This is a genomic window from Mesorhizobium sp. BR1-1-3, from assembly GCF_020165455.1.
Classification (GTDB): Bacteria; Pseudomonadota; Alphaproteobacteria; order Rhizobiales; family Rhizobiaceae; genus Mesorhizobium; species Mesorhizobium ciceri.
In genome coordinates, this window is sequence record NZ_JAIUIC010000004.1 from 264,397 (window position 1) to 289,362 (window position 24,966).

Here is a 24,966-nt window from a genome sequence, read left to right on the forward strand (position 1 = left end):
TGGCGCGAACGCCAGGCCCCTGCTGCCCCCGTCGCCCGACGCGGCAGCGTCATTTCCACCAGGCGGTGGTGTCGTACATCGGTCCCGGCTCCTCGAAGAGCTTTTCGTATTTGCACAATGCCGGCGTCTTGCCGAGCGGTACCGAAACACCGTCCCTGAACGCCCATTCGCCACGTTGCGTCGTATCCGCCCGCACATAGCTGGACAGTGCAAAGGCGCGGTCGTGCTGTGACCTATTGGGCGAGGAGCCGTGCACGGTGAGCAGCCCCCATAAAGCAAGGTCGCCCGGCTCCAGCACCAGCGGAACGATGGTCGCCGGGTCGATGCCGACCTTGCGCAACTCTTCTTCGGCGGTCAGACCCTTCATCAGCTCGCCGGTTCCCTCGTCCGACAGGCCGAGATAGCCGAGCTTGTGGCTGCCGGGCACGACCTGAAGACAGCCATTGTCCAGCGTCGCCCGATCGACCGCGAGGCCTGTTGTCACGGTGGCGTCGGCGACATTGTCGAAGGCGGCCTGGTTACGGAAGCGCAGATCCTGGTGGAAGCGATAACCCGTGACATTGGCGCCGGGCGGCTTCCAGTGCAGCTGTTGGGCGATCTGTTTTATGTCGCGGCTGATCAGACCCTCGAGCAGCTTCAGATAGTCGGGATTGCGGCGGAATTGCTCGAAATAGGAATTGATCCAGGAAAACCAGTAAGCCTGCAGCACATAGCGTTGGCCAAAGTCCGATTCAGGCAGGATCTGGAAATTCAGGTTGCCGTGCCGGAAAGTGGCGTGATGCTTGAGGCCTTCGGCATAGACCGCATCGGTTTCCTTCTTCAGCCGGATCATCTCGTCGCCGTCGACGAATTGTCGAACGACCGCATATCCTTCCTCGCGGTACTGCTCCACCGCTTCGCGTGCCTGCCTGTCCGTCAGCATATCCGTGACAACCCCCGTCTGTGATCTGTGTCGATCGTAACAAACGGGTTGCCGGCGATAAGCCGTGGATTTTGGCATCGACTTTCCCGATTATCGGGAAATTGAGCGGGGCCTCAAAGGTGCATTGGCCGCAACCGGCTGATCAGATACGTGCTGCGCCGGCAGGCCCTAAAAATAGGTTCGCGGCGCGACAAGGTTCTTCTGCTGGCGAACATAAAAACAATAGAAGCCGAACGCCGCGGCAAACCACATGAAGGCCTCACCCATGGCCAGCCGGTTGTTGGAATTGGTAAGGATACTGAGGGCGAAGAAAACCAGTGTGGAGATGTAGCAGGACCATGCGGCCGGAGCGACAAGCTTGGCTCGCATGGCCAGCAGAACCTGCCTGGCCGACCAGGTGTAGAGAAAGGCAAAGAACGCCAGTCCGACCACACCATAGCGCACGGCAATTTCCAGATAACCATTGTGGAAGACGTTTAAGATCATGGGATGATAGGTTCTGTTCTCCCACTCGGTCAGCCAGCTGGAACTGGCTCCGAAGATCGGGTGGCGTTTCCAGATATCGATCGCATCCGCCCACAGCATCAGCCTTTCCTTGGCTGCAAGCGGAACCGCATCGCTCGCGATGGCGCGGTCGAATGCGGGAAGGACGCCATGCCTGAACACATCCGGAACCAGGGTTTTGACGAAGGTCATGGTGTCGCCGGCGGTGGACGAGAAGATGTTGTGTGTTGCGACAATGCCGGCCGCCACGATCGCCAGCACGCCACCCGAAACCAACAGTTCGCGGCGATGGCCTCTCGCCAGGGTCATGACCGTCAACAGGAGCAGCGCAAGCGCAAGCGCAAGCCACACGCCCTTTGACCGCATCTCGATGATATTGACGACGGCAAGCAGCAGGACGGCTGTCGACAGCGCCCAATAAAGGTTCTTGGTTGCTTTCCCGAGGTCCGTTCTCTGGGCCGTGTAAGCCATGAATTGCAGCGTGCAGAGGAAGATGAAACCGGCCGCCACCGACGCGTGGATGGGATTGTTGAAAAGCCACGGGGCCGGTTGGATATCCTGAAACATGTTCGAACAGGCGGTGTCCGCCGCCAGGAAGACAAGACTGAGGATCATGAACCAGAGGACCAGCCGTGCGGGCTGCCTGACAAACAGCAGAAAGGCGAATCCGGTCGTCGCATAGAACAGCGGAAACATGTAAATGCCTTCGGCGCCACCCAACTGGTGGGTGCCGAAATAGACGATCGCCAGTCGGATGAAGACATAGAGCGACCAGCCCAGACACAGGAAGCCGACCCAACCGATCAGTGGTTTGCTGTAGGTCCACAAATCCACCCTGAACCAGCGGATGACCGCGACCAGGGCCAGCGCCAGGCCCGCATAGCGGTAGGTGTCTGCCTCGCGCCACACCGCGGAAACCATGGCGAGAACGGCGAGTGCCGCAAGCAACAGAAGCAAGGTGTGGCGCGGCGCGTTGTCCTTGGCATAGTCCAGGGTATCTCGCGGCAAAGGGGGCCGCAGCAGGACGTGATGCAGGCGGCGCAACTCGTCACCGGCCCGCAACACCCCGGCACGTAGCCGGCTCGGCCCGCCCAACCTTGCGGATTTGTAGCTTCCCGAGGGACCGGCTATGCCGGAGATCTCGCTGCTGGCGGCGAAGCCAAGCACGTTTTGGCGGGCGGAATAGACCTTCAGGCCGGTATCCCAAAAGCGTTCGAGCGCGACATCCCATGGCATTTTCATGACGGCGAGCGCCGACAACAGACCCTGCGCGCCCTCCCGCGTCACCAGATAGGCGGCGGCCGAGCCTTGCGGGCCATGCAGCGCACGACCGATCTCGTCGCCTTCCGCCGTCTCGACGGCGCGCATGAAGAAGCTGATGCGATGGTTGACCAGTTTGATGACGTCGAAATCCGGCACCGCCGCGATGACGGCCTCGATGCGCCGCATGGTGTTTTCGCTGAAGAGGACGTCGTCCTCGACGATCAGGCCATGGGCGCTGCCACCGGCCACGAACGTTTCCAGCGCCTGGATATGGCTGCGGTAACAGGCATATTCGCCGGAAAGGATGTCGCGCCCGCTCAGCTTGCGTGCGGCTGGCAGATCGATCTCCGTCCAGGCCTCTTTGGCAAGCGCATGGCCGTCGACGGCGGCAATGCGCTGCAAGGTCAGGCCTGCCGCTTCGGCGCTGGCGAGCAATTCGCTCCAGCGCTGGGTCTCGCGATCGAGGTTGATGGCGAAGATAGGAAGGTTCATTGAAGTTCCATGTTGAGCCGCCACCCACCCGGCCGACCTATGTATGGAAAGAAGGAGATGTTCAAGGCGAGACTGTCCAGATCATGTGCAAGACCTGAATTTGCCGCGATGGCTTTGGCTCATCTGAATTTATGACACAATCGAACTGTTAGCCGATCGGCTTCATGGAAGATCGCAAAGGTACTCTCGGTCCTAAGTGTCCGGAACGGACCTGAGCGGGATGGCTGGGGCGCCAGGATTCGAACCTGGGAATGTCGGTACCAAAAACCGATGCCTTACCACTTGGCGACGCCCCAATTGCCGTCAGAGTCGCTTGTGCGGCGCGTTATTAGCAGAGCAGCCAAAAAGCACAATGCCCCATGAATGGTGGTGAGAACGCCTGTTTGGGCAGCAAAAGCAACGCCGCCAGACGGCACGAGCTGGCTATTCGGACCACACCGCCATCTCGTTGCCGGCCGGATCGGCAAAGTGGAAACGGCGGCCGCCAGGGAACGCGAAGATCGGTTTGACGACCGTGCCGCCGGCGTTTTCGACAGCCTCGAGGGTCGCCTCCAGATCCCTGCTGTAGAGCACCGGCAGCGGCTTTGATGGCGCTTCGGCGGCGTCGGCCTGAAAACCCCCGTCCAGGCCTTCGGCAAAGGCCGAATAGGTCGGCCCATAGTCAGTGAACGACCAGGCAAAGGCGGAACTGTAGAAGGCCTTCAGCCGGTCCAGCGTCCCGCCCGTCGCCGGCATTTCCAGATAGTCGAGTTTTCCGGACAGTTTCATAGCCACCTCTTTGTTCACTATATGTTCTACTCCAGAATCCCCTGAATAGCAAGTCTTTTTGCCGCATCCTGAGGCACGGCTTTGCTTAATCGATTGTAGTGGCCGGACGGCTTTACCGACGCCTTGCCTTTCGCACTGCAGCATCATATCGCTCCAAGGACGGACCGGCGGAACTTTCCGTTTCGCCAATCTTTCCAATCTCCTGCAACCGGAGAGCGATGCATGACCAAATGGGTTTTCACCTTTGGCGATGGTGCGGCGGAGGGCCGTGCCAGCGACAAGAATCTCCTGGGCGGCAAAGGCGCCAACCTGGCCGAGATGTGCAGCCTGGGGCTGCCGGTGCCGCCGGGCTTCACCATCACCACGGAGGTCTGCAACGCCTACTACGCCAACGGCCGTATTTATCCGGCCGGGTTGGAAGCCGATGTCGCGGTCGCGCTCGATCACATCGGCCGGCTGACCGGTCGTCGGTTCGGCGACCCGTCGAAACTGCTGCTGGTGTCGGTGCGTTCCGGCGCTCGCGCCTCGATGCCCGGCATGATGGACACCGTCCTCAATCTCGGCCTGAACGACGAGACGGTCGAGGCGCTGGCCGCCGATTCCGGCGATGCGCGCTTTGCCTATGACAGCTACCGCCGCTTCATCCAGATGTATTCCGATGTCGTCATGGGTCTCGACCACGAAGTGTTCGAGGAAATCCTGGAGGACCAGAAGGGCGGGCTCGGGCACGAACTCGACACCGAACTGACGGCGCTCGAATGGCAGGGCGTCATCGCGCTCTACAAGGCCAAAGTCGAGGAAGAGCTTGGCAGGCCGTTTCCGCAGGATCCGCATGAGCAGCTCTGGGGCGCGATATCAGCCGTGTTCTCGAGCTGGATGAACAACCGGGCCATCACCTATCGCCGCCTGCACGATATTCCCGAAAGCTGGGGCACGGCGGTCAACGTCCAGGCCATGGTGTTCGGCAATATGGGCGAAACCTCGGCCACCGGCGTTGCCTTCACGCGCAACCCGTCGACCGGCGAAAAGATGCTCTATGGCGAGTTCCTGGTGAACGCGCAGGGCGAGGACGTCGTTGCCGGCATCCGCACGCCGCAGAACATCACCGAAGCGGCGCGTATCGCAGCAGGCTCGGACAAGCCGTCGCTGCAGAAGCTGATGCCTGACGCGTTCCAGTCCTTCGTCACCATCTCCGATAGTCTGGAGAAGCACTACCGCGACATGCAGGATCTCGAATTCACCATCGAGCGCGGCAAATTGTGGATGCTGCAGACCCGCTCCGGCAAACGCACCGCCAAGGCGGCGCTGAAAATTGCCGTCGAGATGGCGCAGGACAGGCTGATCACGAAAGAGGAAGCCGTTGCCCGTATCGACCCGGCCTCGCTCGACCAGTTGCTGCATCCCACCATCGACCCCAAGGCCGCGCGCGACGTCATCGGCATCGGACTGCCGGCCTCGCCCGGTGCCGCTACCGGCGAGATCGTCTTTTCCTCAGCTGACGCCGAGGACTTGAAGACACAAGGGCGCAAGGCGATCCTGGTGCGCATCGAAACCAGTCCCGAAGACATCCACGGCATGCATGCGGCGGAAGGCATCCTGACCACGCGCGGCGGCATGACCAGCCACGCCGCGGTGGTGGCGCGCGGCATGGGCAAGCCTTGCGTCTCGGGTGCCGGCTCGCTGCGCGTCGACTACAGGGCCGGCACGCTGCTCTCGATGGGGCAGACCTTCCGCAAAGGCGACATCATCACCATCGATGGCGGCAACGGCCAGGTGCTGAAGGGCGCGGTTGCCATGCTGCAGCCTGAACTGTCAGGCGATTTTGCCGCCATCATGGAATGGGCGGACGCGGTGCGGCGCATGAAGGTGCGCACCAATGCCGAAACACCGCTCGATGCGCGCATGGCGCGCTCCTTCGGCGCCGAAGGCATCGGGCTTTGCCGCACGGAGCACATGTTCTTCGACGGCGACCGCATCGTCGCCATGCGCGAGATGATCCTGGCCGACACCGAAAAGGACCGGCGCGCCGCACTCGCCAAGCTTCTGCCCATGCAGCGCTCGGATTTCCTCGAACTGTTCGAGATCATGGCCGGCCTGCCGGTGACGATCCGACTGCTCGATCCGCCGCTGCACGAATTCCTGCCCAAGACCGAGGCTGAAATCGCCGAGGTCGCCGCCGCCATGAACGTGTCGCCCGACAAGCTCAGGCAGCGCACCGAGGCGCTGCACGAGTTCAATCCGATGCTCGGCCATCGCGGCTGCCGCCTGGCCGTCTCCTACCCCGAGATCGCCGAGATGCAGGCGCGGGCCATTTTCGAGGCGGCCGTGGAGGCAGGCAGGAAGGCCGGCGCCCTGGTGGTCCCCGAGATCATGGTGCCGCTCGTCGGCCTGGTGAAGGAGCTCGACTACGTCAAGGCGCGCATCGATGCGGTTGCCAAGAGCGTCATGGAGGAAACCGGCGTCAAGATCGACTATCTCACTGGCACGATGATCGAGCTTCCCCGCGCCGCCATCCGCGCGCATGTCATTGCAGAATCAGCCGAATTCTTCTCCTTCGGCACCAACGACCTGACTCAGACGACCTTCGGCATCTCGCGCGACGATGCGGCCTCGTTCCTGGAAACCTACCGCCAGAAGGGCATTATCGATCAGGACCCGTTCGTCTCGCTCGACATCGAGGGCGTCGGCGAACTGGTGCGCATGGCCGCGCAAAAGGGCAAGGCGACGCGGCCCGACATCAAGCTCGGCATCTGCGGCGAACATGGCGGCGATCCGGCCTCGATCCGCTTTTGCGAAGAGGTCGGCCTCGACTACGTGTCCTGTTCGCCCTATCGCGTGCCGATCGCCAGGCTGGCGGCAGCGCAGGCAGCGGTGCTGGTTGCGAAAACAGGCCGCGGATAGGATCCATCCAGCTTACCGTTTTGTAAGACAATTCACGCGAACGTGCTGGCGGCGTCGCGTAATCTCGACATTGTTCCTGCCCAATTTGCGGCCATCCGCAAATTGCTCCCGGAAACAGATGCTGCAGATCTCTCCCGCGCCGCTCCGCTCGATCCTGGTCATTCAAACCAAGTTCATAGGAGATCTCGTCCTCGCCTCGGCGCTCGCCAAGAACCTGCGGCTCGAATTCCCCGGCGCCAGCATCGTCTTTCTGTGCGAGGCCCGCTTCGAGAGCTTCGTGATCGCCCATGGTATCGCTTCCGAGGTCGTCGCATTCAGGCGCGACCGCATGCGCGGCACCCCCTTGGAGCGAGGGAAGGAGCTCTACGCCATGGTGCGGGCGTTGCGCCGCTTCTGCTTCGACCTGACCATCGACCTGACCGATTCGAAGACGTCGCGCATCCTCACCGGGCTCGTCCACGCAAAGACCCGTGTCGGATACAATCCTTCCGAAAGACCCTTGCGTATGCTGGAGCGGCAGCCCGCCAACGTCCTTGCCAAGCCCTACGGCTTTGATGGCCAGCATTTCCTGTACCGCTACCTCTCGCCGCTCGAAGCGCTCGGCATTGAACTTCGCACGGTGATTCCGAACCTTCAGCCGCTGCCATTGGAGACGGCGAAAGCATTGGCGCTGCTGGATAAGCACCATCTGCGGCCAAATGCCTTCATCGCCGTGCATGCGGGTGCAAGCTTCGAGGGGCGACGTTGGCAGCCGGAGCGGTTTGCAGCAGCGATCGTCGAGATTGCCGGCGAGACCGGCCTGGACGTCGTCCTGGTGGGCGGCCCGGACGAGCGCGAGATCGCCGAACGCATCGTCGCCAGGACCGCGCCGCCGGTCGTCAATCTCGTCGGTGACCTGTCGCTTGGAAGCCTGCTGGCGGTGCTGAAACAGGCCCGGCTGTTTCTCGGCAATGAGAGCGGCCCGATGCACATGGCGGCAGCCACTGGGACCCCGGTTGTCGGGCTGTTCGGTCTGACGGAGCCGTCGCGCTGGGGTCCCGTCGGCGTGCCCAGCATCTCGCTCCAGCCGCCGATGCCTTGCGCCTGCATGGCCGAGGACCTTTGCCGCGCGCCGGATCCCAGCAAGGCATGCTGCGTCTGGGGCCTGGAGGTCAAGCCGGTGGTCGAGGCGGTGCGCGAGGTTCTTTCGCGCACCGAAATGCAGCTGGAACGCGTCATCTGAGATCATGCATCGCATGCACGACTCTCGACGCGGTAGAATGACCCCTTCGCCGCAGGAACGGTCACATTGTCGCGTGGAGCGCTTTTCTGCTATGCATCATCCTGATTTCCGCCTTCATGCGGGTCTTTGGGATGCCTGCTTGAAATGACGGGTCAGGAAATCGGTTTGATGCGCCTGCTGCAAAAAAATCTCTGGATGATCGCCATGTCGTTGGCGATGGCATCCGCCGGCCATGCCGCGCCGCTCGTCGAGCCGACGCTGCACATCAGGCCGCAGGCGAGCGGCGCCGGCCGTGTGGCACTCACGCTCGATGCCTGCGGCGGACAGACCGACAGCCGGATCCTTTCGGCGCTGGTGGACAACAAGATCCCCGCCACCATTTTCGTGACCGGCATCTGGCTGAAGCGAAACGCCGCCGCCGTCGAGATCATGCGGGCGCATCCCGATCTGTTCGAACTGGAAAATCACGGCGGCCACCACATCCCGGCGGTCGACACGCCGCGGAAAATCTACGGCATCCGCAGCGCCGGCAGCCCCGATGCGGTGCTGGCCGAGGTCGAATCGGGGGCCGCCGCTCTTGCCGGGACCGGCGAGCCGGCGCCGAAATGGTTTCGTGGCGCAACCGCCGAATACAGCCCGTCGGCAATCGCCATGATCCGCAAGCTTGGCTTCAAGGTCGCGGGATTCTCGATAAACGGCGACGGCGGCTCCTTGCTCGGCGCCAAGGAAACCGCGCGGCGCATCGCGGCGGCCAAGGACGGCGACGTCATTATCTCGCATATCAACCAGCCGACCCATGCGGCCGGCGAAGGCGTGGTGCAGGGGCTGCTGGCGCTCAAGGCCAAGGGCTTGACCTTTGTGCGGCTCGACGATGCCGAGGGCATCGGCAATAACGGCACCACGGAGTGAGTGGCCAGCCGAGCGTATCCCGCTTCGGCGTTGGCTCAGTCCGGTTTGGCTTCGATCGTGACCTTGCTGGCGTAGAATGCGCCGTGGTTGCCGATTTCAGCCATCTCGTCGAAAGGCCGTTCATAGGCCCACATGGCGTTCTGGCCGGTCTCGCCGGCAGGCAGCACGCTCCAATAGCTTGCATCGCCCTTGTAGGGGCAATGGGTCGAGTGGTCGGTGCGGCCAAGCTTGCCGAAATCGATGTCGGCGAACGGAATGTAGAAGGCCGCCGGATAGGGAGCTTCGGTCAGCACCTTGGCCTTCGCTGTTGAAGCGATGACCACGTCTCCGGCGCGGACGGTAACGGTGCCGGCATAGGGCTCGATGGTGATGATTTTGTCCGGGTTGCGTTGGAAACCGGGTGCGGGGTTGGCGATCTGATCCATGCGGCGGCTCTCCTTGCGTCGACTTTGAGATGTGTCGCGCAAACGCATTGTTCAAGGCCTGCCGTCGCCATGCAACACGCAAACACCTGCCCAGGCCGGCACTGCCGGATCGCGCCTCCGAATATCCTCGATACTTGTCGTCAGCTGTCAGGCAGCGGCCTTGAACACGTCCATGAGACCGGCATAGGCGGCAGCGATACCGGCGACCGGGTTGCTGCTTCTCGATACGGTCTCGACCTTCAGGGAACCACCGCCGGTCGGCAAGGTGAGCAGCAGGAACTGGCGGTTTCCGCCATCGCCGACTGACGCGGCTGCGACGTGCTGGTCCTCGCCCTGGTTCTGGACGCACATCTTGAACAGCAACGTGCCGCCGACCGCTTCCAGCGCGCCGCCGACAACTTCAACAAATTCATCTTCGGAAACAGTCTTTGTGTCCGGCACCAGATCGGCCAGACTTTCGGCAAGCGTACTCTCGAGAGCCTTGTCGTCGAGCTGCGCGTCCATGCGAACCTCTTTCAGTCGCCAATCGCACCCCTTTGCCCGTTAACGAAGCTTAACGCCGACGATGGCCGGATTGTGGCGGTTGTTCCCAATGCAGTGCTCGGCCGTATTGGCGGCTGGACAATCCGTCGGTTCGCTCCACAATGGGACAAAAAGCACAACGCAAAAGCGTGAGGGAGGATCGAATGCTGGGACTGATGCAGGAATGGCCGCTGCTTTGCCATAAGCTCATCGACAATGCCGAGCGGCAGCATGGCATGCGCGAGATCGTGTCACGCTCGATCGAGGGGCCGATCGTGCGCACCACCTACGCCGACATCCATCGTCGCGCCCTGAAGGTCGCCCAGCGGCTGGAGCGCGACGGCTATGGGTTGGGCGACCGCATCGCGACGCTGGCCTGGAACACCGCCCGCCACATCGAGGCCTGGTACGGCATCATGGGCATCGGCGCCATCTACCACACGCTCAATCCGCGGCTGTTTCCCGAGCAGATCGTCTGGATCATGAACCATGCCGAGGACAAGGCAGTCTTCGTCGACCTGACTTTCGTGCCGCTGCTCGAGAAGATCGCCGGCGCCGTCAAGTCGCTGAAACAGGTGATCGTGCTGACCGACAAGGCACACATGCCGCAGACGACGTTGCCCAATGTGGTCGCCTATGAAGAGTGGCTTGAGGAGGCGGATGGCGACTTCGCCTGGAAGACCTTCGACGAAAGCACCGCCGCAGGCATGTGTTACACCTCCGGGACCACGGGCGATCCCAAGGGCGTCGTCTACAGCCACCGTTCGAACGTGCTGCACGCCATGATCGCCGCCATGCCCGACGCCATGGGGTTGTCGTCGCGCGACACGATCCTGCCTGTCGTGCCGATGTTTCACGCCAATGCCTGGGGCCTTGGCCAGAGCGGGCCGATGATCGGCGCCAAGCTGGTCATGCCCGGCTGCAAGATGGACGGCGCCTCGATCTATGAACTGCTCGATATCGAGAAGGTGACCTTCAGTGCGGCCGTGCCGACCGTCTGGATGATGCTGCTGCAGCACCTGGAGGAGACCGGCAAGAAGCTTCCCTATCTCAATAAGGTCGTCATCGGCGGCTCGTCCTGCCCGCGCGCGATCATGACGAAGTTTCAGCAGAACTACGATGTCCAGGTCATCCATGCCTGGGGCATGACCGAAATGTCGCCGCTCGGCACGCTGTGCACCCTGAAGCCGGACTATGCTGGTCTTGAGGGCGAAGCCCGGCTCGATGTCCAGCAGAAACAGGGCTATCCGCCGTTCGGCGTCGAAATGAAGGTGACCGACGACGACAACAATGCGCAACCCTGGGACGGCAAGACATTTGGCCGCCTGAAAGTGCGTGGGCCGGCCGTTGCCCGTGCCTATTATGGCGGCGCCGGCGTGGAGCAGTTCGACGGGGACGGCTGGTTCGATACCGGCGACGTCGCCCACATCGACGCGGGCGGCTATATGCAGATCACCGATCGCGCCAAGGACGTCATCAAGTCCGGCGGCGAATGGATTTCGACCATCGACCTCGAGAACCTGGCTGTCGGCCATCCCGATGTCGCCGAGGCGGCAGCCATCGGCGTCCACCATTCGAAATGGGGCGAACGGCCGCTGCTGGTCGTCGTCCGCAAACCGGGCAAGGAACCGAGCAAGGCTGATATTCTCGACTTCATGGACGGCAAGGTGGCCAAATGGTGGATGCCGGACGATGTCGCCTTCGTCGGTGAAATTCCGCACACCGCCACCGGCAAGATCCAGAAGATCACCTTGCGCCAGCAGTTCAAGGATTATCGCCTGCCGACGGATTGACGCGATGTCGCATGTTTCGGCTTCATGGCATCGCAAAAAGGTTCTAAGTCTCCGTTCGGGTTGGGGTGGTGCGGCAATCGATGGCAAGTATTCCTGAACGGCAAACGTCGAGGGCGGCCGGATGGTCGCGGCGCACGGCCGCTTTTTCGTTGGTGCTGCTGCTGACGGTCTTTGTCGGCCATCGCTTCGATCTCGTCGAAACACCTGTCTTTCTGTGGGTGCTCGGCATTGTCGCGCTGCTGGCGGCGATGGCGCTGTTGTTTGCCGGGTTTGCCTTTTCGCGGCTCTGGAATTTCGGCGACCGCGGCGGTCGCGACCTGACGGTCGGCGCGCTGCTGGCGCTGCTGGTGCTCGCACCCTACGGCGTCGCCGCCTACTGGGCGACGATCTATCCGCCGCTCAGGGACATCTCGACGGATTTCGACGAACCGCCGGCGCTGGACGTGAGCGACCGCACGAAGGATATGAACGTGCTTGCGCCGTCGACGCCTGGGGAACAGCGGCTGCAGACCGATAGCTATCCGCTGGTCAGCGCACGCAGCTACGACCTGCCGTTCGAGACTGTCGTCAATGCCGTCGAAACTGTACTCGATCGGCGCGACTGGGATCTATCGGAACCTTATCCTGATCTCGCCGGGCAAAGCGAGGTGACCATCACCGCCGTCGCCAAGGGCTTCGTGATCGGCCTTCCCGCCGATGTGGCGATCCGCGTGACGGACGATGGCGATACGGTCATCGTCGACATGCGGTCGGCGTCCCGCTACGGTCGCTACGACCTTGGCGACAATGCCGCGCGTATTGTCGATTTCCTTGCCGAGCTCGACCAGGAAGTCGCCGGTCAGGTTGGCGCCGCGCCGGCCGAGTGAGGCACGGGCACTTGGCAGTGGGCTGCGTTGCCTATCCGGCCGGCGTGAAAATGCCGTCGATGGCCGGTGCGGCATCGGTCACAACCAGACCGCGCGCCGTCAGATCCTCGAGATGGGCAAGCACCGACAATCCGGCGGCGCCATGCAGCCGCGGATCGGTATCCCTGTAGATCGCCCTGACCATGTCGGGAATCGTCCGGTCGCCGGCCCGGACCCGCTCCAGGATGGCGCGCTCGCGCATCTTGCGGTGCGTCTTCAGCCCGCGCATGAAAGCGCGCGGCGCCGTCACCGGCCCGCCATGTCCGGGCAGCAGCAAGCGGTCCTCGCGGTCGATCAGCCGGTCCAGCGAGGCCATGTAATCGGCCATCGCCCCATCCGGCGGGGCGACGATGGAGGTTGCCCAGGCCATGACATGATCGGCCGAAAACAGGATGCCGGTTCCTTCCAGTGCGAACGCCGCATGATTGGCGGTATGGCCCGGGGTCAGAACCGTCCTCATCGACCAGCCGTCGCCATCGACCGCCTCGCCGTCGGAAAGGGCGATGTCGGGAACGAAAGCCATGTCTGCACTGGCGTCGAGCGCATTGGTCTCGCCGATGTGCAGGGCTCTTGCCGGCCGGTGCGGCCCCTCGGCCAGCACGATGGCGCCGGTGCGCTCTTTCAGCCGGGCCGCCAGCGGGGAGTGGTCGCGATGCGTATGGCTGACGAAGATATGGCTGACCGGCCGGCCTGCGATCACCTCGAGCAGGGTCCGCAGATGCGCCTCGTCATCCGGCCCCGGATCGATCACCGCCAGCGTATCGCGGCCAATTATGTAGCTGTTGGTGCCGTGAAAGGTGAAAGGGCTTGGATTGCGGGCCGTGATGCGCTGGACATCGGGCGCGACGCTCACCCCCTGGCCATAGAGGGGGTCGAAGCCGGTATCGAACTTCAGTGCCATGCATCGGTGCCTTGTTTGGGGAAACGGCAAAACCGATTGCCGCATAACACGCAAGCCAATATAGGAGGATGTGAGGCCGCGAACATCTGGTAGCGGCAATCGGATTGGGGAAATACCATGGCAATTGCAACTACGATGCGTCCGCTTGTTTCTCTGGCTCTGCCGCAAAGCGGCGCGGCGCGGCTGGCAACGCAGCTTTTCCTGGCCATCGCCGGAACGCTTGTGCTGACACTGTCGGCCAAGACCAAGGTGATGCTCGGGCCGGTCGACATTTCGATGCAGACGCTGGCCGTGCTGCTGATTGCCGCCGCCTTCGGCATGCGTCTCGGCGTCGCCACCCTGCTGCTCTACATGGCCGAGGGCGCCATGGGCTTTCCCGTCTTCCAGAGCACGCCTGAAAAGGGTCTCGGCATTGCCTACATGCTCGGCTCGACCGGCGGCTATCTCGCCGGCTTCGTGGTCATGGCGGCCATTGTCGGCTGGGCGGCGGATCGCGGCTGGGACCGCCACCCGATCAAGCTTTTCAACGCCATGCTGGTTGGCGAAGTCGTCATGATGGCGATGGGCTTTGCCTGGCTGGCGCTGCTCATCGGTCCGGAAAAGTCGTGGCAGTTCGGCGTCGTGCCGTTCATCGTCGGCGACCTGATCAAGGTGGCTCTCGCGGCAAGCCTGGTGCCGGCCGTCTGGACGCTGCTCAAGCGCGGCTGAAGCCCGAGCAGACCAGCGGCTTGAGCAATCAAGCCTTGGCTGGCATGGGGTGATTGGCGGATTTCAGCGTGGCGTCTGCCAAGTAGTCACACTTAGGTTTCTGGAAACAGCTTCGGAAACAGTGAATCCAATGCGTCGGCCGGAAAGCGTAGCGACACCGGACCTTTGGGTGTTTCCGACGCCAACAGACCGAGTGCGATCACCTCATTGAACACGCGACGCGCCGTGCGTTCGGGCAGTCCGCTAATGCGAGACGCTTCGCCGCGTTCAAATTCGCCGCGCATTAGCGCTTCCTCCAGGAGGCGGGCGGCTTCGGGTTTGAGGCCACTGCGCTCGACGTAGCGACGCAGCCGCTTCGCGAGCGTGTCGAGATCGAACAAGCCGGTCATAAAGTTCACCTGATCGATGCACACCTGCATGAACCATAGCGTAAAGTCGCCGAGTGCGCGCTCGGAGAGGTTGCCCCGTCCGTCGAGATCACCCTGGCGGGGCATATCGGCATGATCCATCATGCGCTTGTAGTCCGTGCGGCTTTTCACGCCGCGCGCTAGACCGCGTGAGATCGACCACAGCCCGTGCGCGGCGATCCCAGCCTCATGGGCCATGGCGTGGCTCATCAAACGGCTGACGCGGCCATTGCCGTCGGGGAACGGGTGAATGTAGTTGAAACGCTTTCTTCCATGTCTGGCCGATCTTGGCTTCTGCTAAATACGTAATTATAAAGATATATTTCGAATTTGCCCGGATATTTGGCCGATCTTATGGCCGATGATCGGTACCGTGCCGGCTTCCGCCGGCCATACGCATCTGACTAGGTTGCCGTCCCGACGACACCAACATACAGCCGCTTCGGAACGCAATATCTCCGCTCTCTAGATCGATCTGTCTCGGCTCCCAGGCGACTTGCCAAGGGGTTGATCGCCGAAGCGGTGCTGGAAATTACATCGCATTATTGGCCCTATCGTTCGGCGTTGGTGCGTTGCAGACGGTATCTTTTCAATCGCATCAAGCAATGCTGTTGACCAAAAGTTCCCGCACTGTCGATCCGAGAAATAGATGCTTGCTGGAGCAGCCGCGCTGTCGTAGCTCTTGGTCGTTGGCAGTCGGATTCTGGTGATGGGGGTGGCCTTTGAGGAAAATTGTCCGGACCTGAGGAATGAAGGACATTGACTTCGTTATCGTGGCCATCGGCCACAGGCAGTTCCGCGCGCTGGGCGTCGACGGCCTGCAGGCTCTTTGCAAGACCCCCGGCGTCATTTACGACATCAAGGGTCTGTTTCCCAGGCATGTCACGGATGGGCGCTTCTGATGAAGGTTCTGGTCACCGGCGCGGCCGGCTTCATAGGGTATCACGTAGCCAAGCGGCTGCTGGAGCGCGGTGACGAGGTCGTCGGCATCGACAACGTCAACGACTACTACGATCCGGAAATCAAGGAGGCGAGGCTGCGGCTTCTGGACGAGGCGAGCCGCAAGACCAATGCCGGCTACCATTTCATCCGCGGCAATCTCGCCGACAAGAGCGTGGTCGACGCCTGCTTTGCCGACCACGCATTCGACCGGGTGATCCATCTCGCCGCCCAGGCCGGGGTTCGCTACAGCCTGGAAAACCCGCATGCCTATGTCGAAAGCAACATCATCGCCTACACCAACATGCTGGAGGCCTGCCGCAACAGCGCCGTCGCGCACCTGACCTATGCCAGCACCTCGAGTGTCTACGGCGCCAACACCGATATGCCGTTTTCCGAGCACAGGCCGGCCGACCACCCGCTCCAGTTCTACGCCGCGACCAAGCGCGCCAACGAGCTGATGGCGCACAGCTACAGCCATCTGTTCGGGCTGCCGACGACCGGGCTTCGCTTCTTCACCGTCTATGGCCCCTGGGGGCGCCCGGACATGGCGCTGTTCCTGTTCACCAAAAACATCCTTGCTGGCGAGCCGATCAAGCTGTTCAACAACGGCAACCACACGCGCGACTTCACCTATGTCGACGACATCGCCGAAGGCGTGATCCGTGCCAGCGACAACCCGGCCACGGGCAATGCCGCCTGGGACTCCAGCCGTCCCGATCCGGCCACAAGCAGCGCCCCCTGGCGCATCTTCAACATAGGCAACAACAACCCGGTTAAGCTGACCGCCTATGTCGAGGCGCTGGAAAACGCGCTTGGCCGCAAAGCCATCGTCGAACTCTTGCCGCTGCAGCCCGGCGATGTGCCCGATACCTTCGCCGACACCTCGGCGCTGGAGCAGGCGGTCGGCTACCGCCCGACAACGACGGTGACCGAGGGCGTCGGGCGGTTCGTCGAGTGGTACAAGGCGTATTTTGCGCGGGCATAGCGGAAGACGCCGGGTTTCATGCTCAGATTTTAAATGGTGTCTCGTTGCCTTCGTCAAGCTCTAGCGGAACAGGCAGATAAGCATTGGCAATTAGCCAATCGCTGACGATCGTTTTGATCAAATCGGACTTGGAAACTTCCATCTCCGCTGCGATTCCAAAAAGTAATTCGTCTGTTCTCGTGCCCAGATCGACACCGGCGACGTTTCTAAGCATCAGGGCGGCCCTACGAAGTACAATTTGAAGGTCGGCGCGGGATATGTCCGCTATCTGGTCGGCGGCGCTCTCAAGCTCTCCTGCAAAGATCAGGCGGCTCATTGAAGGTCACTCCAGCACAGGCGGAGTAGGATCGTACCCGATTGAAACTATCCCCGGATGCCGATGGGCGATGGCGAGTATCTGGGTCTCAAGCTCACAGTTGTAGGCCATGAGCGCCTTCACGGTCTCAAGAGGGCTGTCGTAGCGGGCGATCAGCTTCACCGCTTCAGAGTGCAGTTCGGATTTGGCTTCGGTGTCGAAGTGCATTCTGCCCATGGTGCCTACTCCTAACGCGTCGCGCGGCGCTGCGGGGTGAGTGCGTCAAGTCGTTCCTGAAGGTGCCCGTTGAGCACGATCATTTCCTTGAGCGCTTTCATCACATCACCCTTGTGGACTGCAATGAAATCCTCGGCGTGGGCCTGGAGGGCAGCCTCCTGGCGGCTGTTCAGTGTCACAATTCGATCCATGGCATTACTCCATACGCTGCATGGGCGTAGTGAACAAAAAGGGAACATAAATGTCAAGAGTGAATTGACTCGGCGAGGAACTCATTCCTATTTTTGGCTATGCCGGAACAGAGCAGACGACCGCGCCGCCTTGTCCAGACCCTGTGCCGAGCGCATGAGGTTGGTCAGCTAATCCGTGTCCGGTGCATCAACTGCAACATTACACGCCACTATCTCCCCGGGGACCTCGCCAAATTGGTGGGGGACATTCCGTTTTGGGACGTTGACCGGCACATGCGCTGCGAGCGCTGCAAACGCCGCGAGCTTGATGTGGACATTCTGCTGCCAAGCGCATCGGAGGGCATGAAGATACGCGTGAGGCGACTTGTTGAAATCCGCATGGTACGACGCGTGATCTGGAGGGATGAATAACTGGCGCTAACAGCCCAACATTTCAATCACGTGCCGCCGATTTGCTTAGCGCCGCTTACGACGAAAAAACATCACGACCAAGATTGTAAGAAAGATGGCAATCGCAAGGCCCGGTGCAACGTCCGAGAGTATCCGAAGGCCAGCCATCTAGAACAACGAGCCTTGGCTTGGCGGTACTGGTGCCTGCTCGGGAAACTTGATCTGTGTGGCAGGCTTCTCGACAATCACAAGAGCATCATCCGGCGCCGTGCGTTGTAGCCGCTTCGCTTCCGACCATGGCGCTGTCAGCCAAGTCTCTGTTTCCTCTTGCGTCCTCAGGATCACCGGCATAGCTTTTTCATGGATCGGCTTGATGAGGGCATTGGGCGCGGTCGTCATGAAACCGTAAAGCTCGAAATCGCCGGGGCCGTCCTTTACCTTGCGGACCCCATGCCATGGCGTCCAGAGGCCAGCGAAGAAGAATAACGGGCGGTCCTCATTGAGCGCGAACCAATAGTTCCGCTGAATGCCTGTCTCGCGGTCTTTATCGCCGGGAGTTGGGCTGGGCTCTGCGAAGCTTGTTACCGGCACCACGCAACGGTTCTCGACGCCGACATACTGTTGCCAATGGCTGTACTGCGGGTTGCGAATGTTGGTAGTGCCGTAGTCAGCCTTGCCCTTGACGCGCTCGGCCGGCGTCGGCATTCCCCACAGGAGATTGGCTAGCTCACGGCCTTCAGGGGCGTTACGCACCACTGGGCCGGGCTGGTTGGGATAGATGTCAACGGACGGTTCAAGGTTGCCTAGGATGTCCCGCAAAGTCCGGGTCCACTGGCGGACCGCCTCTTGTGACGTGGTGATGTTGTAGAGATTGCACATGCGGTGAATGTGCCTAGCAGCGAACCGATCAGCAAGCCCCAACGGGGATATCCTGTTGCGACTAGCCCCGGTAATAGATCACCGTAGGATCAAACCAGTGTACCCGCACCGACCAAAAGAGAGAAAGAGGGGCTCCGGAATTTCTCGACTGTTGGGCCACTGACCAGTCCTCCGTCGTTCTCGGTATCTAGCAAAGCGTTTCGCACGCAATCCCGTCACTATCGCGATCCAGCCTGCCGCCCCATGAGCAGTTGCTGAGATACCATTGGGCTTCAGCGCAAGAGCTTATCTGAGAGCATTTACGGCGAGGCTCGCACGAATAGCCTTGTGACTGAGCCTGACGGCCTATGATACCGAGAGGCTGATTGGCCGCGGGCTGCGTATCTTCGGCGTGCTCGGCGCGCCACGTCCATGGGTCTTCGAAGAAGCCTTTCCACAGGCCGAGCTTGGCAGCCTTGGCGACCGCTTGTTGGGATGCATAGCCGCCATGGCTGTATTTGGGCCAGTCGAGGGCCAGCCCATTCTTGACGAGCCAGGCCGCCACGTCGGCTCCGTCCGCCCGGTAGCAATTGCCAACGAAGCGTCCGTATTGATCCCAAGTGACAAACTCGCATCGTAAGGGCTTCGATTTAGCCATGAATTTTTCGAGGGAAGTTTTGGCCTGCCATCCACATGAATACCGAAAGTGCTTCGCATCCTCGCACTGTTGATCATACTCGGGTGCGTCGATGCCGTTGAACCGAACGCGCGTCCCATTGATCTCAATTGTATCGCCATCAACTGCCGATGCGCGGCCTTGAAGCACTTCCCCGTTGGTTTGCTGACCGGGTGCGGCCGGTTCCTCGACCTGCCGTGTAACGCTCTGGGTGAGATTGCTGGCCTCCGGTCTGATCTCAACGGTGGCCTTTGGATTTGGCGAGGCAATGCCCGGTCTCTGGTACGGAACGGGATAATAATACGCGGCCAACGCAATGACTGCGAGCCAGCCTAGCCCTCCTTTCCTTGTTCGAGACAACCTATTTTCCCTCGCACCCAATGCCGTCGCGATCACCATCGAGCCCGTTAGGATCAGAGCCTGTGATCTGCACCCCAGGGGCAACCACCGCATTGTTTCCGCTGCCGCCTGCACAGTCCAAATCAGCGCTACGGGCTCGGGTCGCACCTCGGTATCCGTTGAAGACTGCCACCGCGCGCGCTCCGTCGCCTTCAATACGCGTGTTTTGGCTATTCGGATTGAACGGATCGACAGTTTGCAAAAGCATATTTGAGCGGTTCGCATCGCCGGCAGCGAGCGTCACCGAGTCATAATTATTCAAATAGTCGGCAGTGCAGCCTGAGATGAACGCAACAACTGTTGCGGTCGAAAACCAACGCCAATTCATGAAGGTATCCCCCGACACCAAACCCATCATGCACCTTTTGAATTTTGTTGTCGAATCCACTCTCTAATCCGTTTGCCTTGTGACTGGGCGTTTTCCCATACAAGGCGCCGGGAGTGCTTTATTGGGTAAGGTCGATTCTTGAGCTATTGGGTATTTTTGGGTATTTTTTTAGGTATGGCCATGAAGATCGGTTTCCTGCAAATCACCCCTGAAACCCTTGCTTTGGTCTCGGAGATCGACGAATTCAAAGGGGCCGTGTTCTGTTTTCAAATCGTGCCGCTGCCCGCCGCCCTGTTGAGCGGATTGCGGCCTGAGGTTCTACTTGCAAATCCGTGGCTGAGCGGTGAAACCGGGCTGCGTTTCGTCAGTGTCGGCGTGGGACGTACGATCGAGTGTCTGTTGTATTTCGTGGCGATGGCTGCATTCTTTCTGAGCGTCACCCGCTTGCGCCCAGATCAGGTCTACGGCCTTCTGCCCTTCTTTTTCATGGGTGTCATCTGTAACGGACTGGCTGCGGCGATCCAGTATTCGCTCTCCGATAGGGTTGCCATACAGGGTTTGTTGCCGTTCACGATCAATGCGGGACTGTTTGCCAACCAGAACCATTTTTCAGCTTTGCTCTTCGTCTCCATCCCCTTCGTTGTCTACTACGGCCTGTTTCGCGGGCACCTTCTGTCCGGGTCGCTCGGCTTGATAACGCTGCTGCTGTTGCTTCTGGCCGCCGGTTCGCGCGCCGGTATTCTGATAGGGCTGGCGATCACCATGGTATCAGTCGTCTTTCTGTCCGCGCGCTCGAGGCTGGGCGGGTATGGAATACCCGCTGTCTTCATCGGGCTTTCACTCTACACGATCGGGGCGTGGACGAAGATCGATGCGGAAGTGGTTGACCCGGCCTTTGGACGGGCCGAATTTGCCCGCACGACGATCGCGGGAATTGAAGAGAACTGGGCGACGGGCGTCGGCTTTGGCAGTTTTCCGAAGGTCTATCAGATTTACGAAAAGGGAGAGATGATCTTCAAGCCCTACGTCAATCACGCCCACAATGATTATCTGGAATTGGCGCTTGAAGGTGGCGCTCCTGTTGTCTTTCTGGTCGCAGCTTACGCGATATTGCTTTTTGCGTTTTCCGTTACGGCACGGCGAGATCCGCTGCAGAAAATGGCGTTTCTCTCAGTATCGTTTCTGCTCGTTCATTCCCTGGTCGATTATCCCTTGCGAACGGCGGCACTGGCGATGACCTTCGCCTATATGAATGGCGTTATCTTTCACAAGGGACTTGCTGAGCGGCTGAGCCAGAGAGGCGAGTCGACCGCCGCCCATGATGACAATCTGCTTGTTCACGCCAGGCCGGCTTTGGCAAGACGATAGCAATGCGTCGCCTGAATTGGCCATGGATTGGCGCCGGATCGTGACCCAGTCATTTGACGAACGCCGAGATTGACAAGCCAGTGCATGGAACCTAAGCACGGGCGGCTAGGGCCGGGGGGTTCAGGCATGTCAAGGAGAGCTTCTTGAAAGGAATTATCCTTGCTGGAGGCAGTGGAACGCGTCTTTATCCACTAACATTAGCAGTCTCTAAGCAAATTCTGCCGATATACGACAAGCCGATGATCTATTATCCGCTGAGCGTTCTGATGCTCGCGGGTATCCGAGAGATTCTGATCATTTCGACGCCGCGTGACCTGCCGGTTTTTCGCGATCTGCTTGGCGATGGATCGGAGTTCGGGCTCGACCTGTCCTATGCCGAGCAGCCGCAGCCCAACGGGCTGGCGGAAGCCTTCATCATCGGCCGCAATTTCATCGGCAAGGACAACGTGTCGATGATCCTCGGCGACAACATCTATTTCGGCGATGGGCTGTCGCAGCTTTGCCGCGACGCTGCCTCGCGCGAAAAGGGCGCTTCGGTGTTCGCCTATCATGTCGAGGATCCCCAGCGTTATGGCGTGGTTTCCTTCGACAAGGCCACGGGAACGGCGCTGACGATCGAGGAAAAGCCGCAGGTGCCGAAATCCAACTGGGCGGTCACCGGTCTCTACTTCTACGACAACGACGTCGTCGACATCGCCCCTGCCATCCGTCCCTCGGCGCGCGGCGAGCTCGAGATCACGGCGGTCAACAACGTCTACCTTGAGCGCGGCCAGTTGCATGTGCATCGGTTGGGGCGCGGCTATGCCTGGCTCGACACCGGCACCCATGACAGCCTGCATGAGGCCTCGTCCTTCGTGCGCACCATCGAGCACCGCCAGGGCATCAAGGTCGCCTGTCCCGAAGAGATCGCCTTCGAACAGGGTTGGCTGTCTGTGGACCAGGTTCTGCGTCGCGCCGACCATTTGGGCAAGAACGAATATGCCGCCTATCTGCGCCGGCGTGTCGTCGACCTGTCGGAGGGCTAGGTGCTGGAAGTCAGGCCCCTTGGCATCGATGGCGTGCTGGAAATCGTTCCGAAGCGACATGGCGACGCGCGCGGCTTCTTCGTGGAAACCTACAATGCCGAGCGCTTTTCGCAGGCCGGCATAGACTTGGCTTTCGTGCAGGACAATCATTCCTATTCCGCCGCGGCGGGCGTCTTGCGAGGGCTTCACTATCAGCTTGCGCCGCGCGCCCAGGACAAGCTGCTGCGCGTCATCCGGGGCAGCATTCTCGACGTTGCGGTCGACATTCGCCGCAGTTCCAAAACTTTCGGAAAATGGGTCGCTCTCGAAGTGTCGGCCGAAAAGGGCAACCAGATTCTGGTGCCGAAAGGCTTCGCGCACGGCTTCGTGACGCTCGTGCCCGACACCGAGGTCCTGTATAAGGTGACCGATACCTATTCGCAGGCGCATGACCGGTCGATCCGTTTCGACGATCCCGCCATCGGCATCGAATGGCCGTCATTGACTGGCGGGTTCCAGCTCTCGGACAAGGACCTCAAGGCGCCGCTGCTGGCTGCCGCCGAGGTGTTCGCCTGATGGGTTATTTGAGGACAGCGGCATGAATTTTCTGGTGACGGGCGGTGCTGGCTTTATCGGTTCGGCGGTGTGCCGGCATCTATGCGCCAACCCGGCCTGTCGGGTGACCAATCTCGACAAGCTGACCTATGCGGGAAACCTGGCCTCGCTGCGGCCGATCGAGAACGCACACAATTATCGCTTCGCGCAGGCCGATATCTGCGACGAAAGGGCCGTGCTCGACATCCTCCGGCGCGACGACATCGACATCGTCATGAACCTTGCCGCCGAGAGCCATGTCGACCGCTCGATCGATGGGCCGGGCACTTTTATCGAGACCAACATCGTCGGCACCTACAAGATGCTCAATGCCGCGCTGGAATACTGGCGCGGCCTGCCCGAGGACAGGAAGAGCCATTTCCGCTTTCATCACGTCTCGACCGATGAGGTGTTCGGCGATCTTCCCTTCGATGGCGGCATGTTCGTCGAGGAAACGCCCTACGCGCCATCCTCGCCCTATTCCGCCTCGAAAGCGGCTTCGGACCATCTGGTGCGGGCCTGGCACGAAACCTATGGCCTGCCGGTCGTGCTTTCCAATTGCTCGAACAATTACGGACCCTATCACTTTCCCGAAAAGCTGATCCCGCTGGTCATCCTCAATGCGCTCGACGAAAAGCCGCTGCCGGTCTATGGCGCCGGCGCCAATGTGCGCGACTGGCTGTTCGTCGAGGATCACGCACGCGCGCTGGAACTTGTCGCGACCAGGGGACTGCCGGGCGAAAGCTACAATGTCGGCGGCAATTCCGAGCGGACGAACCTTGGCGTCGTCGAGACGATCTGCGATCTGCTCGACAGCAGGCGGCCGCGGGCAGGGGGCAAGAGCTATCGCGACCTGATTTCCTTCGTCACCGACCGCCCCGGTCACGATCGCCGCTATGCCATTGACGCCTCGAAGATAGGCCGGGACCTGGGCTGGACGCCCAATGAGAATTTCGACAGCGGCCTCGCCAAGACCATCGACTGGTTTCTCGACAACAAATGGTGGTGGGGACCGATCCGCGAGCAGCGCTATGCCGGTGAACGGCTGGGCGAAGCACGCAAGGGGGCGGCGTGAGGCTGGTTGTCACCGGGCGCGACGGACAGGTCGCGGCAAGCCTTCTGGAGGCCGGCCAGGCGGCCGCCGGCGTTGAGGTCATCGCCATTGGCCGTCCGCAACTCGACCTTGCAAGACCCGACACGGTGATCGAAGCCATCGCGGCCGCGAAGCCGGATATCGTCGTGTCGGCTGCCGCCTACACGGCGGTGGATCAGGCCGAGGACGAGCCCGATCTGGCATTCGCGGTGAACGCCGTCGGCGCCGGCAAGGTGGCGCAAGCCGCGGCGGAGCTTGGCGTTCCCATCATCCATCTTTCGACCGACTATGTCTTCGACGGCACCGCCCCTGGCGCCTATGTCGAGACCGACGCCACTGCACCGCGCAGCGTCTATGGCGCCTCCAAGCTTGCCGGCGAACAGGCGGTTGCATCGGCCAATCCGCGCCATCTGATCCTGCGCACGGCATGGGTCTACAGCCCGTTCGGCAAGAATTTCGTGAAAACCATGCTGCGGCTGGCCGCCGACCGCGACGAGATCGCGGTGGTGGCCGATCAGTGGGGAAATCCAACATCGGCACTTGATATCGCCGACGCGATCCTGCATGCGGCGGCACGGCTGCACGAGGGCGCCGCCACATCCGGCATCTATCATCTGGCCGGAACCGGCGAGGCCAACTGGAGCGGCTTTGCCCGCCATATCCTCGACACAAGCCGCGTGTTGGGTGGTCCCTGGGCGCGGGTACGGGACATTGCTACGATGGACTACCCAACCAAGGCGCGCCGCCCCGCCAATTCCCGGCTATCGAGCGCGAAATTCGCCGACGTGTTCGGCTGGAATGCACCGGAGTGGCGTCAATCGACGGAGGCGGTGGTGCGCCGGCTTCTAGCCGGTGAGACGAAACAGGCATTGACGGCATGAACAAGCATCAGAGGATGCTCCCTTAGAAGGTACAAGCCTTTGATGGAGCACGATCCCCTCGGACGGCAAATTGGGTCGCGATC

At 61.1% G+C, this 24,966-nt stretch carries 26 protein-coding genes, 1 tRNA gene and 1 pseudogene; 13 read left to right on the forward strand and 15 right to left on the reverse strand.

The annotated features are described in order from the left end of the window. Positions 1–49 precede the first annotated feature (49 nt). From LB559_RS11440 to LB559_RS11455, 4 genes are all read right to left on the reverse strand, one after another. A complete protein-coding gene (locus LB559_RS11440) occupies positions 50–922 on the reverse strand; it encodes a phytanoyl-CoA dioxygenase family protein (protein WP_224674081.1) in 873 nt (290 codons plus the stop codon). Between the two features lie 168 nt (positions 923–1,090). Beyond that, the gene (locus LB559_RS11445) at positions 1,091–3,181 is read right to left on the reverse strand and encodes an O-antigen ligase family protein (protein WP_224674082.1); all 2,091 of its coding nucleotides are present in this window, start codon (positions 3,179–3,181) and stop codon (positions 1,091–1,093) included. 221 nt (positions 3,182–3,402) lie between these two features. Then, positions 3,403–3,477 (reverse strand) — tRNA-Gln (locus LB559_RS11450). Positions 3,478–3,604: 127 nt separating this feature from the next. Beyond that, positions 3,605–3,949, reverse strand: coding sequence for a VOC family protein (locus LB559_RS11455; RefSeq protein ID WP_013532745.1), 345 nt, complete (start codon positions 3,947–3,949; stop codon positions 3,605–3,607). Between the two features lie 222 nt (positions 3,950–4,171). On the opposite strand from LB559_RS11455, the gene ppdK reads away from it, so the two are divergent. From ppdK to LB559_RS11470, 3 genes are all read left to right on the forward strand, one after another. Further along, the gene (ppdK, locus tag LB559_RS11460; RefSeq protein WP_224674083.1) at positions 4,172–6,850 is read left to right on the forward strand and encodes a pyruvate, phosphate dikinase; all 2,679 of its coding nucleotides are present in this window, start codon (positions 4,172–4,174) and stop codon (positions 6,848–6,850) included. Between the two features lie 118 nt (positions 6,851–6,968). Next, positions 6,969–8,072 (forward strand): glycosyltransferase family 9 protein, encoded by a 1,104-nt coding sequence (locus tag LB559_RS11465; RefSeq protein WP_224674084.1) that lies wholly within the window; start codon positions 6,969–6,971, stop codon positions 8,070–8,072. A 168-nt stretch (positions 8,073–8,240) separates the two neighbouring features. Beyond that, the gene (locus tag LB559_RS11470; protein ID WP_013532742.1) at positions 8,241–8,981 is read left to right on the forward strand and encodes a polysaccharide deacetylase family protein; all 741 of its coding nucleotides are present in this window, start codon (positions 8,241–8,243) and stop codon (positions 8,979–8,981) included. Between the two features lie 35 nt (positions 8,982–9,016). Here LB559_RS11470 and LB559_RS11475 read toward each other — a convergent pair whose 3' ends face one another. Both LB559_RS11475 and LB559_RS11480 read right to left on the reverse strand, forming a co-directional pair. Continuing rightward, entirely contained in the window at positions 9,017–9,406 is a 390-nt protein-coding gene (locus LB559_RS11475) for a DUF427 domain-containing protein (RefSeq protein ID WP_013532741.1), read from the reverse strand. Positions 9,407–9,553: 147 nt separating this feature from the next. Next, positions 9,554–9,910, reverse strand: a complete 357-nt coding sequence (locus tag LB559_RS11480; RefSeq protein ID WP_013532740.1) for a hypothetical protein — start codon at positions 9,908–9,910, stop codon at positions 9,554–9,556. Positions 9,911–10,092: 182 nt separating this feature from the next. Between LB559_RS11480 and LB559_RS11485 the strand changes: the two genes are divergently transcribed. Together LB559_RS11485 and LB559_RS11490 are read left to right on the forward strand one after the other, a co-directional pair. Next, entirely contained in the window at positions 10,093–11,721 is a 1,629-nt protein-coding gene (locus tag LB559_RS11485; RefSeq protein ID WP_224674085.1) for a fatty-acid--CoA ligase, read from the forward strand. A gap of 80 nt (positions 11,722–11,801) precedes the next feature. Beyond that, positions 11,802–12,587: a DUF1499 domain-containing protein gene (locus LB559_RS11490; RefSeq protein ID WP_024503644.1), complete on the forward strand. Its 786-nt coding sequence runs from the start codon at positions 11,802–11,804 to the stop codon at positions 12,585–12,587. Positions 12,588–12,618: 31 nt separating this feature from the next. On the opposite strand, the gene LB559_RS11495 is transcribed toward LB559_RS11490, so the two are convergent. Then, positions 12,619–13,527 (reverse strand): MBL fold metallo-hydrolase, encoded by a 909-nt coding sequence (locus LB559_RS11495; protein WP_224674086.1) that lies wholly within the window; start codon positions 13,525–13,527, stop codon positions 12,619–12,621. A 117-nt stretch (positions 13,528–13,644) separates the two neighbouring features. On the opposite strand from LB559_RS11495, the gene LB559_RS11500 reads away from it, so the two are divergent. Further along, positions 13,645–14,235: a biotin transporter BioY gene (locus LB559_RS11500; RefSeq protein WP_027164125.1), complete on the forward strand. Its 591-nt coding sequence runs from the start codon at positions 13,645–13,647 to the stop codon at positions 14,233–14,235. 92 nt (positions 14,236–14,327) lie between these two features. Here LB559_RS11500 and LB559_RS11505 read toward each other — a convergent pair whose 3' ends face one another. Both LB559_RS11505 and LB559_RS33120 read right to left on the reverse strand, forming a co-directional pair. Then, entirely contained in the window at positions 14,328–14,840 is a 513-nt protein-coding gene (locus LB559_RS11505) for a hypothetical protein (RefSeq protein ID WP_245321920.1), read from the reverse strand. A gap of 3 nt (positions 14,841–14,843) precedes the next feature. Further along, positions 14,844–14,900, reverse strand: a pseudogene (locus tag LB559_RS33120) (Fic family protein); the annotation flags it as partial. Between the two features lie 491 nt (positions 14,901–15,391). On the opposite strand from LB559_RS33120, the gene LB559_RS11510 reads away from it, so the two are divergent. Further along, the gene (locus tag LB559_RS11510) at positions 15,392–15,544 is read left to right on the forward strand and encodes a hypothetical protein (RefSeq protein WP_224674087.1); all 153 of its coding nucleotides are present in this window, start codon (positions 15,392–15,394) and stop codon (positions 15,542–15,544) included. After that, positions 15,544–16,569: an NAD-dependent epimerase gene (locus LB559_RS11515; protein WP_064995160.1), complete on the forward strand. Its 1,026-nt coding sequence runs from the start codon at positions 15,544–15,546 to the stop codon at positions 16,567–16,569. Before LB559_RS11510 ends, LB559_RS11515 begins: the two co-directional genes overlap by 1 nt. A 22-nt stretch (positions 16,570–16,591) precedes the next feature. On the opposite strand, the gene LB559_RS11520 is transcribed toward LB559_RS11515, so the two are convergent. From LB559_RS11520 to LB559_RS11545, 6 genes are all read right to left on the reverse strand, one after another. Continuing rightward, a complete protein-coding gene (locus tag LB559_RS11520) occupies positions 16,592–16,885 on the reverse strand; it encodes a hypothetical protein (protein ID WP_013532734.1) in 294 nt (97 codons plus the stop codon). A gap of 6 nt (positions 16,886–16,891) precedes the next feature. Continuing rightward, positions 16,892–17,101, reverse strand: a complete 210-nt coding sequence (locus tag LB559_RS11525) for a hypothetical protein (RefSeq protein WP_224674088.1) — start codon at positions 17,099–17,101, stop codon at positions 16,892–16,894. A gap of 11 nt (positions 17,102–17,112) precedes the next feature. Then, positions 17,113–17,292 carry a hypothetical protein gene (locus LB559_RS11530; RefSeq protein WP_013532732.1) on the reverse strand — a complete coding sequence of 60 codons (180 nt, stop codon included), beginning with the start codon at positions 17,290–17,292 and terminating at the stop codon, positions 17,113–17,115. 558 nt (positions 17,293–17,850) lie between these two features. Next, positions 17,851–18,561, reverse strand: a complete 711-nt coding sequence (locus LB559_RS11535) for an SOS response-associated peptidase (RefSeq protein WP_013532730.1) — start codon at positions 18,559–18,561, stop codon at positions 17,851–17,853. Positions 18,562–18,748: 187 nt separating this feature from the next. After that, positions 18,749–19,528, reverse strand: coding sequence for a thermonuclease family protein (locus LB559_RS11540; protein ID WP_224674089.1), 780 nt, complete (start codon positions 19,526–19,528; stop codon positions 18,749–18,751). Between the two features lie 49 nt (positions 19,529–19,577). Continuing rightward, positions 19,578–20,003, reverse strand: coding sequence for a calcium-binding protein (locus LB559_RS11545; RefSeq protein WP_224674090.1), 426 nt, complete (start codon positions 20,001–20,003; stop codon positions 19,578–19,580). Positions 20,004–20,123: 120 nt separating this feature from the next. Here LB559_RS11545 and LB559_RS11550 point away from each other — a divergent pair, with 120 nt between their 5' ends. The 5 genes from LB559_RS11550 (at position 20,124) to rfbD (ending at position 24,883) form a co-directional block, all read left to right on the forward strand. After that, positions 20,124–21,311, forward strand: a complete 1,188-nt coding sequence (locus LB559_RS11550; RefSeq protein WP_224674091.1) for an O-antigen ligase family protein — start codon at positions 20,124–20,126, stop codon at positions 21,309–21,311. Positions 21,312–21,454: 143 nt separating this feature from the next. Continuing rightward, positions 21,455–22,336, forward strand: a complete 882-nt coding sequence (gene rfbA, locus LB559_RS11555; protein WP_224674092.1) for a glucose-1-phosphate thymidylyltransferase RfbA — start codon at positions 21,455–21,457, stop codon at positions 22,334–22,336. Further along, the gene (gene rfbC, locus LB559_RS11560; RefSeq protein ID WP_013532726.1) at positions 22,337–22,891 is read left to right on the forward strand and encodes a dTDP-4-dehydrorhamnose 3,5-epimerase; all 555 of its coding nucleotides are present in this window, start codon (positions 22,337–22,339) and stop codon (positions 22,889–22,891) included. 22 nt (positions 22,892–22,913) lie between these two features. Beyond that, the gene (rfbB, locus tag LB559_RS11565) at positions 22,914–23,984 is read left to right on the forward strand and encodes a dTDP-glucose 4,6-dehydratase (protein WP_224674093.1); all 1,071 of its coding nucleotides are present in this window, start codon (positions 22,914–22,916) and stop codon (positions 23,982–23,984) included. Next, a complete protein-coding gene (rfbD, locus tag LB559_RS11570; protein WP_224674094.1) occupies positions 23,981–24,883 on the forward strand; it encodes a dTDP-4-dehydrorhamnose reductase in 903 nt (300 codons plus the stop codon). Before rfbB ends, rfbD begins: the two co-directional genes overlap by 4 nt. Positions 24,884–24,966: the final 83 nt, after the last annotated feature.

What these genes read in the sequence shown, in the direction of transcription:
- LB559_RS11440 (WP_224674081.1), bottom strand. Translation starts at nt 922, where the DNA reads ATGCTGACGGACAGGCAGGCACGCGAAGCGGTGGAGCAGTACCGCGAG.
- LB559_RS11445 (WP_224674082.1), bottom strand. Translation starts at nt 3,181, where the DNA reads ATGAACCTTCCTATCTTCGCCATCAACCTCGATCGCGAGACCCAGCGC.
- LB559_RS11455 (WP_013532745.1), bottom strand. Translation starts at nt 3,949, where the DNA reads ATGAAACTGTCCGGAAAACTCGACTATCTGGAAATGCCGGCGACGGGC.
- ppdK (WP_224674083.1), top strand. Translation starts at nt 4,172, where the DNA reads ATGACCAAATGGGTTTTCACCTTTGGCGATGGTGCGGCGGAGGGCCGT.
- LB559_RS11465 (WP_224674084.1), top strand. Translation starts at nt 6,969, where the DNA reads ATGCTGCAGATCTCTCCCGCGCCGCTCCGCTCGATCCTGGTCATTCAA.
- LB559_RS11470 (WP_013532742.1), top strand. Translation starts at nt 8,241, where the DNA reads ATGCGCCTGCTGCAAAAAAATCTCTGGATGATCGCCATGTCGTTGGCG.
- LB559_RS11475 (WP_013532741.1), bottom strand. Translation starts at nt 9,406, where the DNA reads ATGGATCAGATCGCCAACCCCGCACCCGGTTTCCAACGCAACCCGGAC.
- LB559_RS11480 (WP_013532740.1), bottom strand. Translation starts at nt 9,910, where the DNA reads ATGGACGCGCAGCTCGACGACAAGGCTCTCGAGAGTACGCTTGCCGAA.
- LB559_RS11485 (WP_224674085.1), top strand. Translation starts at nt 10,093, where the DNA reads ATGCTGGGACTGATGCAGGAATGGCCGCTGCTTTGCCATAAGCTCATC.
- LB559_RS11490 (WP_024503644.1), top strand. Translation starts at nt 11,802, where the DNA reads ATGGCAAGTATTCCTGAACGGCAAACGTCGAGGGCGGCCGGATGGTCG.
- LB559_RS11495 (WP_224674086.1), bottom strand. Translation starts at nt 13,527, where the DNA reads ATGGCACTGAAGTTCGATACCGGCTTCGACCCCCTCTATGGCCAGGGG.
- LB559_RS11500 (WP_027164125.1), top strand. Translation starts at nt 13,645, where the DNA reads ATGGCAATTGCAACTACGATGCGTCCGCTTGTTTCTCTGGCTCTGCCG.
- LB559_RS11505 (WP_245321920.1), bottom strand. Translation starts at nt 14,840, where the DNA reads ATGGCCCATGAGGCTGGGATCGCCGCGCACGGGCTGTGGTCGATCTCA.
- LB559_RS11510 (WP_224674087.1), top strand. Translation starts at nt 15,392, where the DNA reads ATGAAGGACATTGACTTCGTTATCGTGGCCATCGGCCACAGGCAGTTC.
- LB559_RS11515 (WP_064995160.1), top strand. Translation starts at nt 15,544, where the DNA reads ATGAAGGTTCTGGTCACCGGCGCGGCCGGCTTCATAGGGTATCACGTA.
- LB559_RS11520 (WP_013532734.1), bottom strand. Translation starts at nt 16,885, where the DNA reads ATGAGCCGCCTGATCTTTGCAGGAGAGCTTGAGAGCGCCGCCGACCAG.
- LB559_RS11525 (WP_224674088.1), bottom strand. Translation starts at nt 17,101, where the DNA reads ATGGGCAGAATGCACTTCGACACCGAAGCCAAATCCGAACTGCACTCT.
- LB559_RS11530 (WP_013532732.1), bottom strand. Translation starts at nt 17,292, where the DNA reads ATGGATCGAATTGTGACACTGAACAGCCGCCAGGAGGCTGCCCTCCAG.
- LB559_RS11535 (WP_013532730.1), bottom strand. Translation starts at nt 18,561, where the DNA reads ATGTGCAATCTCTACAACATCACCACGTCACAAGAGGCGGTCCGCCAG.
- LB559_RS11550 (WP_224674091.1), top strand. Translation starts at nt 20,124, where the DNA reads ATGAAGATCGGTTTCCTGCAAATCACCCCTGAAACCCTTGCTTTGGTC.
- rfbB (WP_224674093.1), top strand. Translation starts at nt 22,914, where the DNA reads ATGAATTTTCTGGTGACGGGCGGTGCTGGCTTTATCGGTTCGGCGGTG.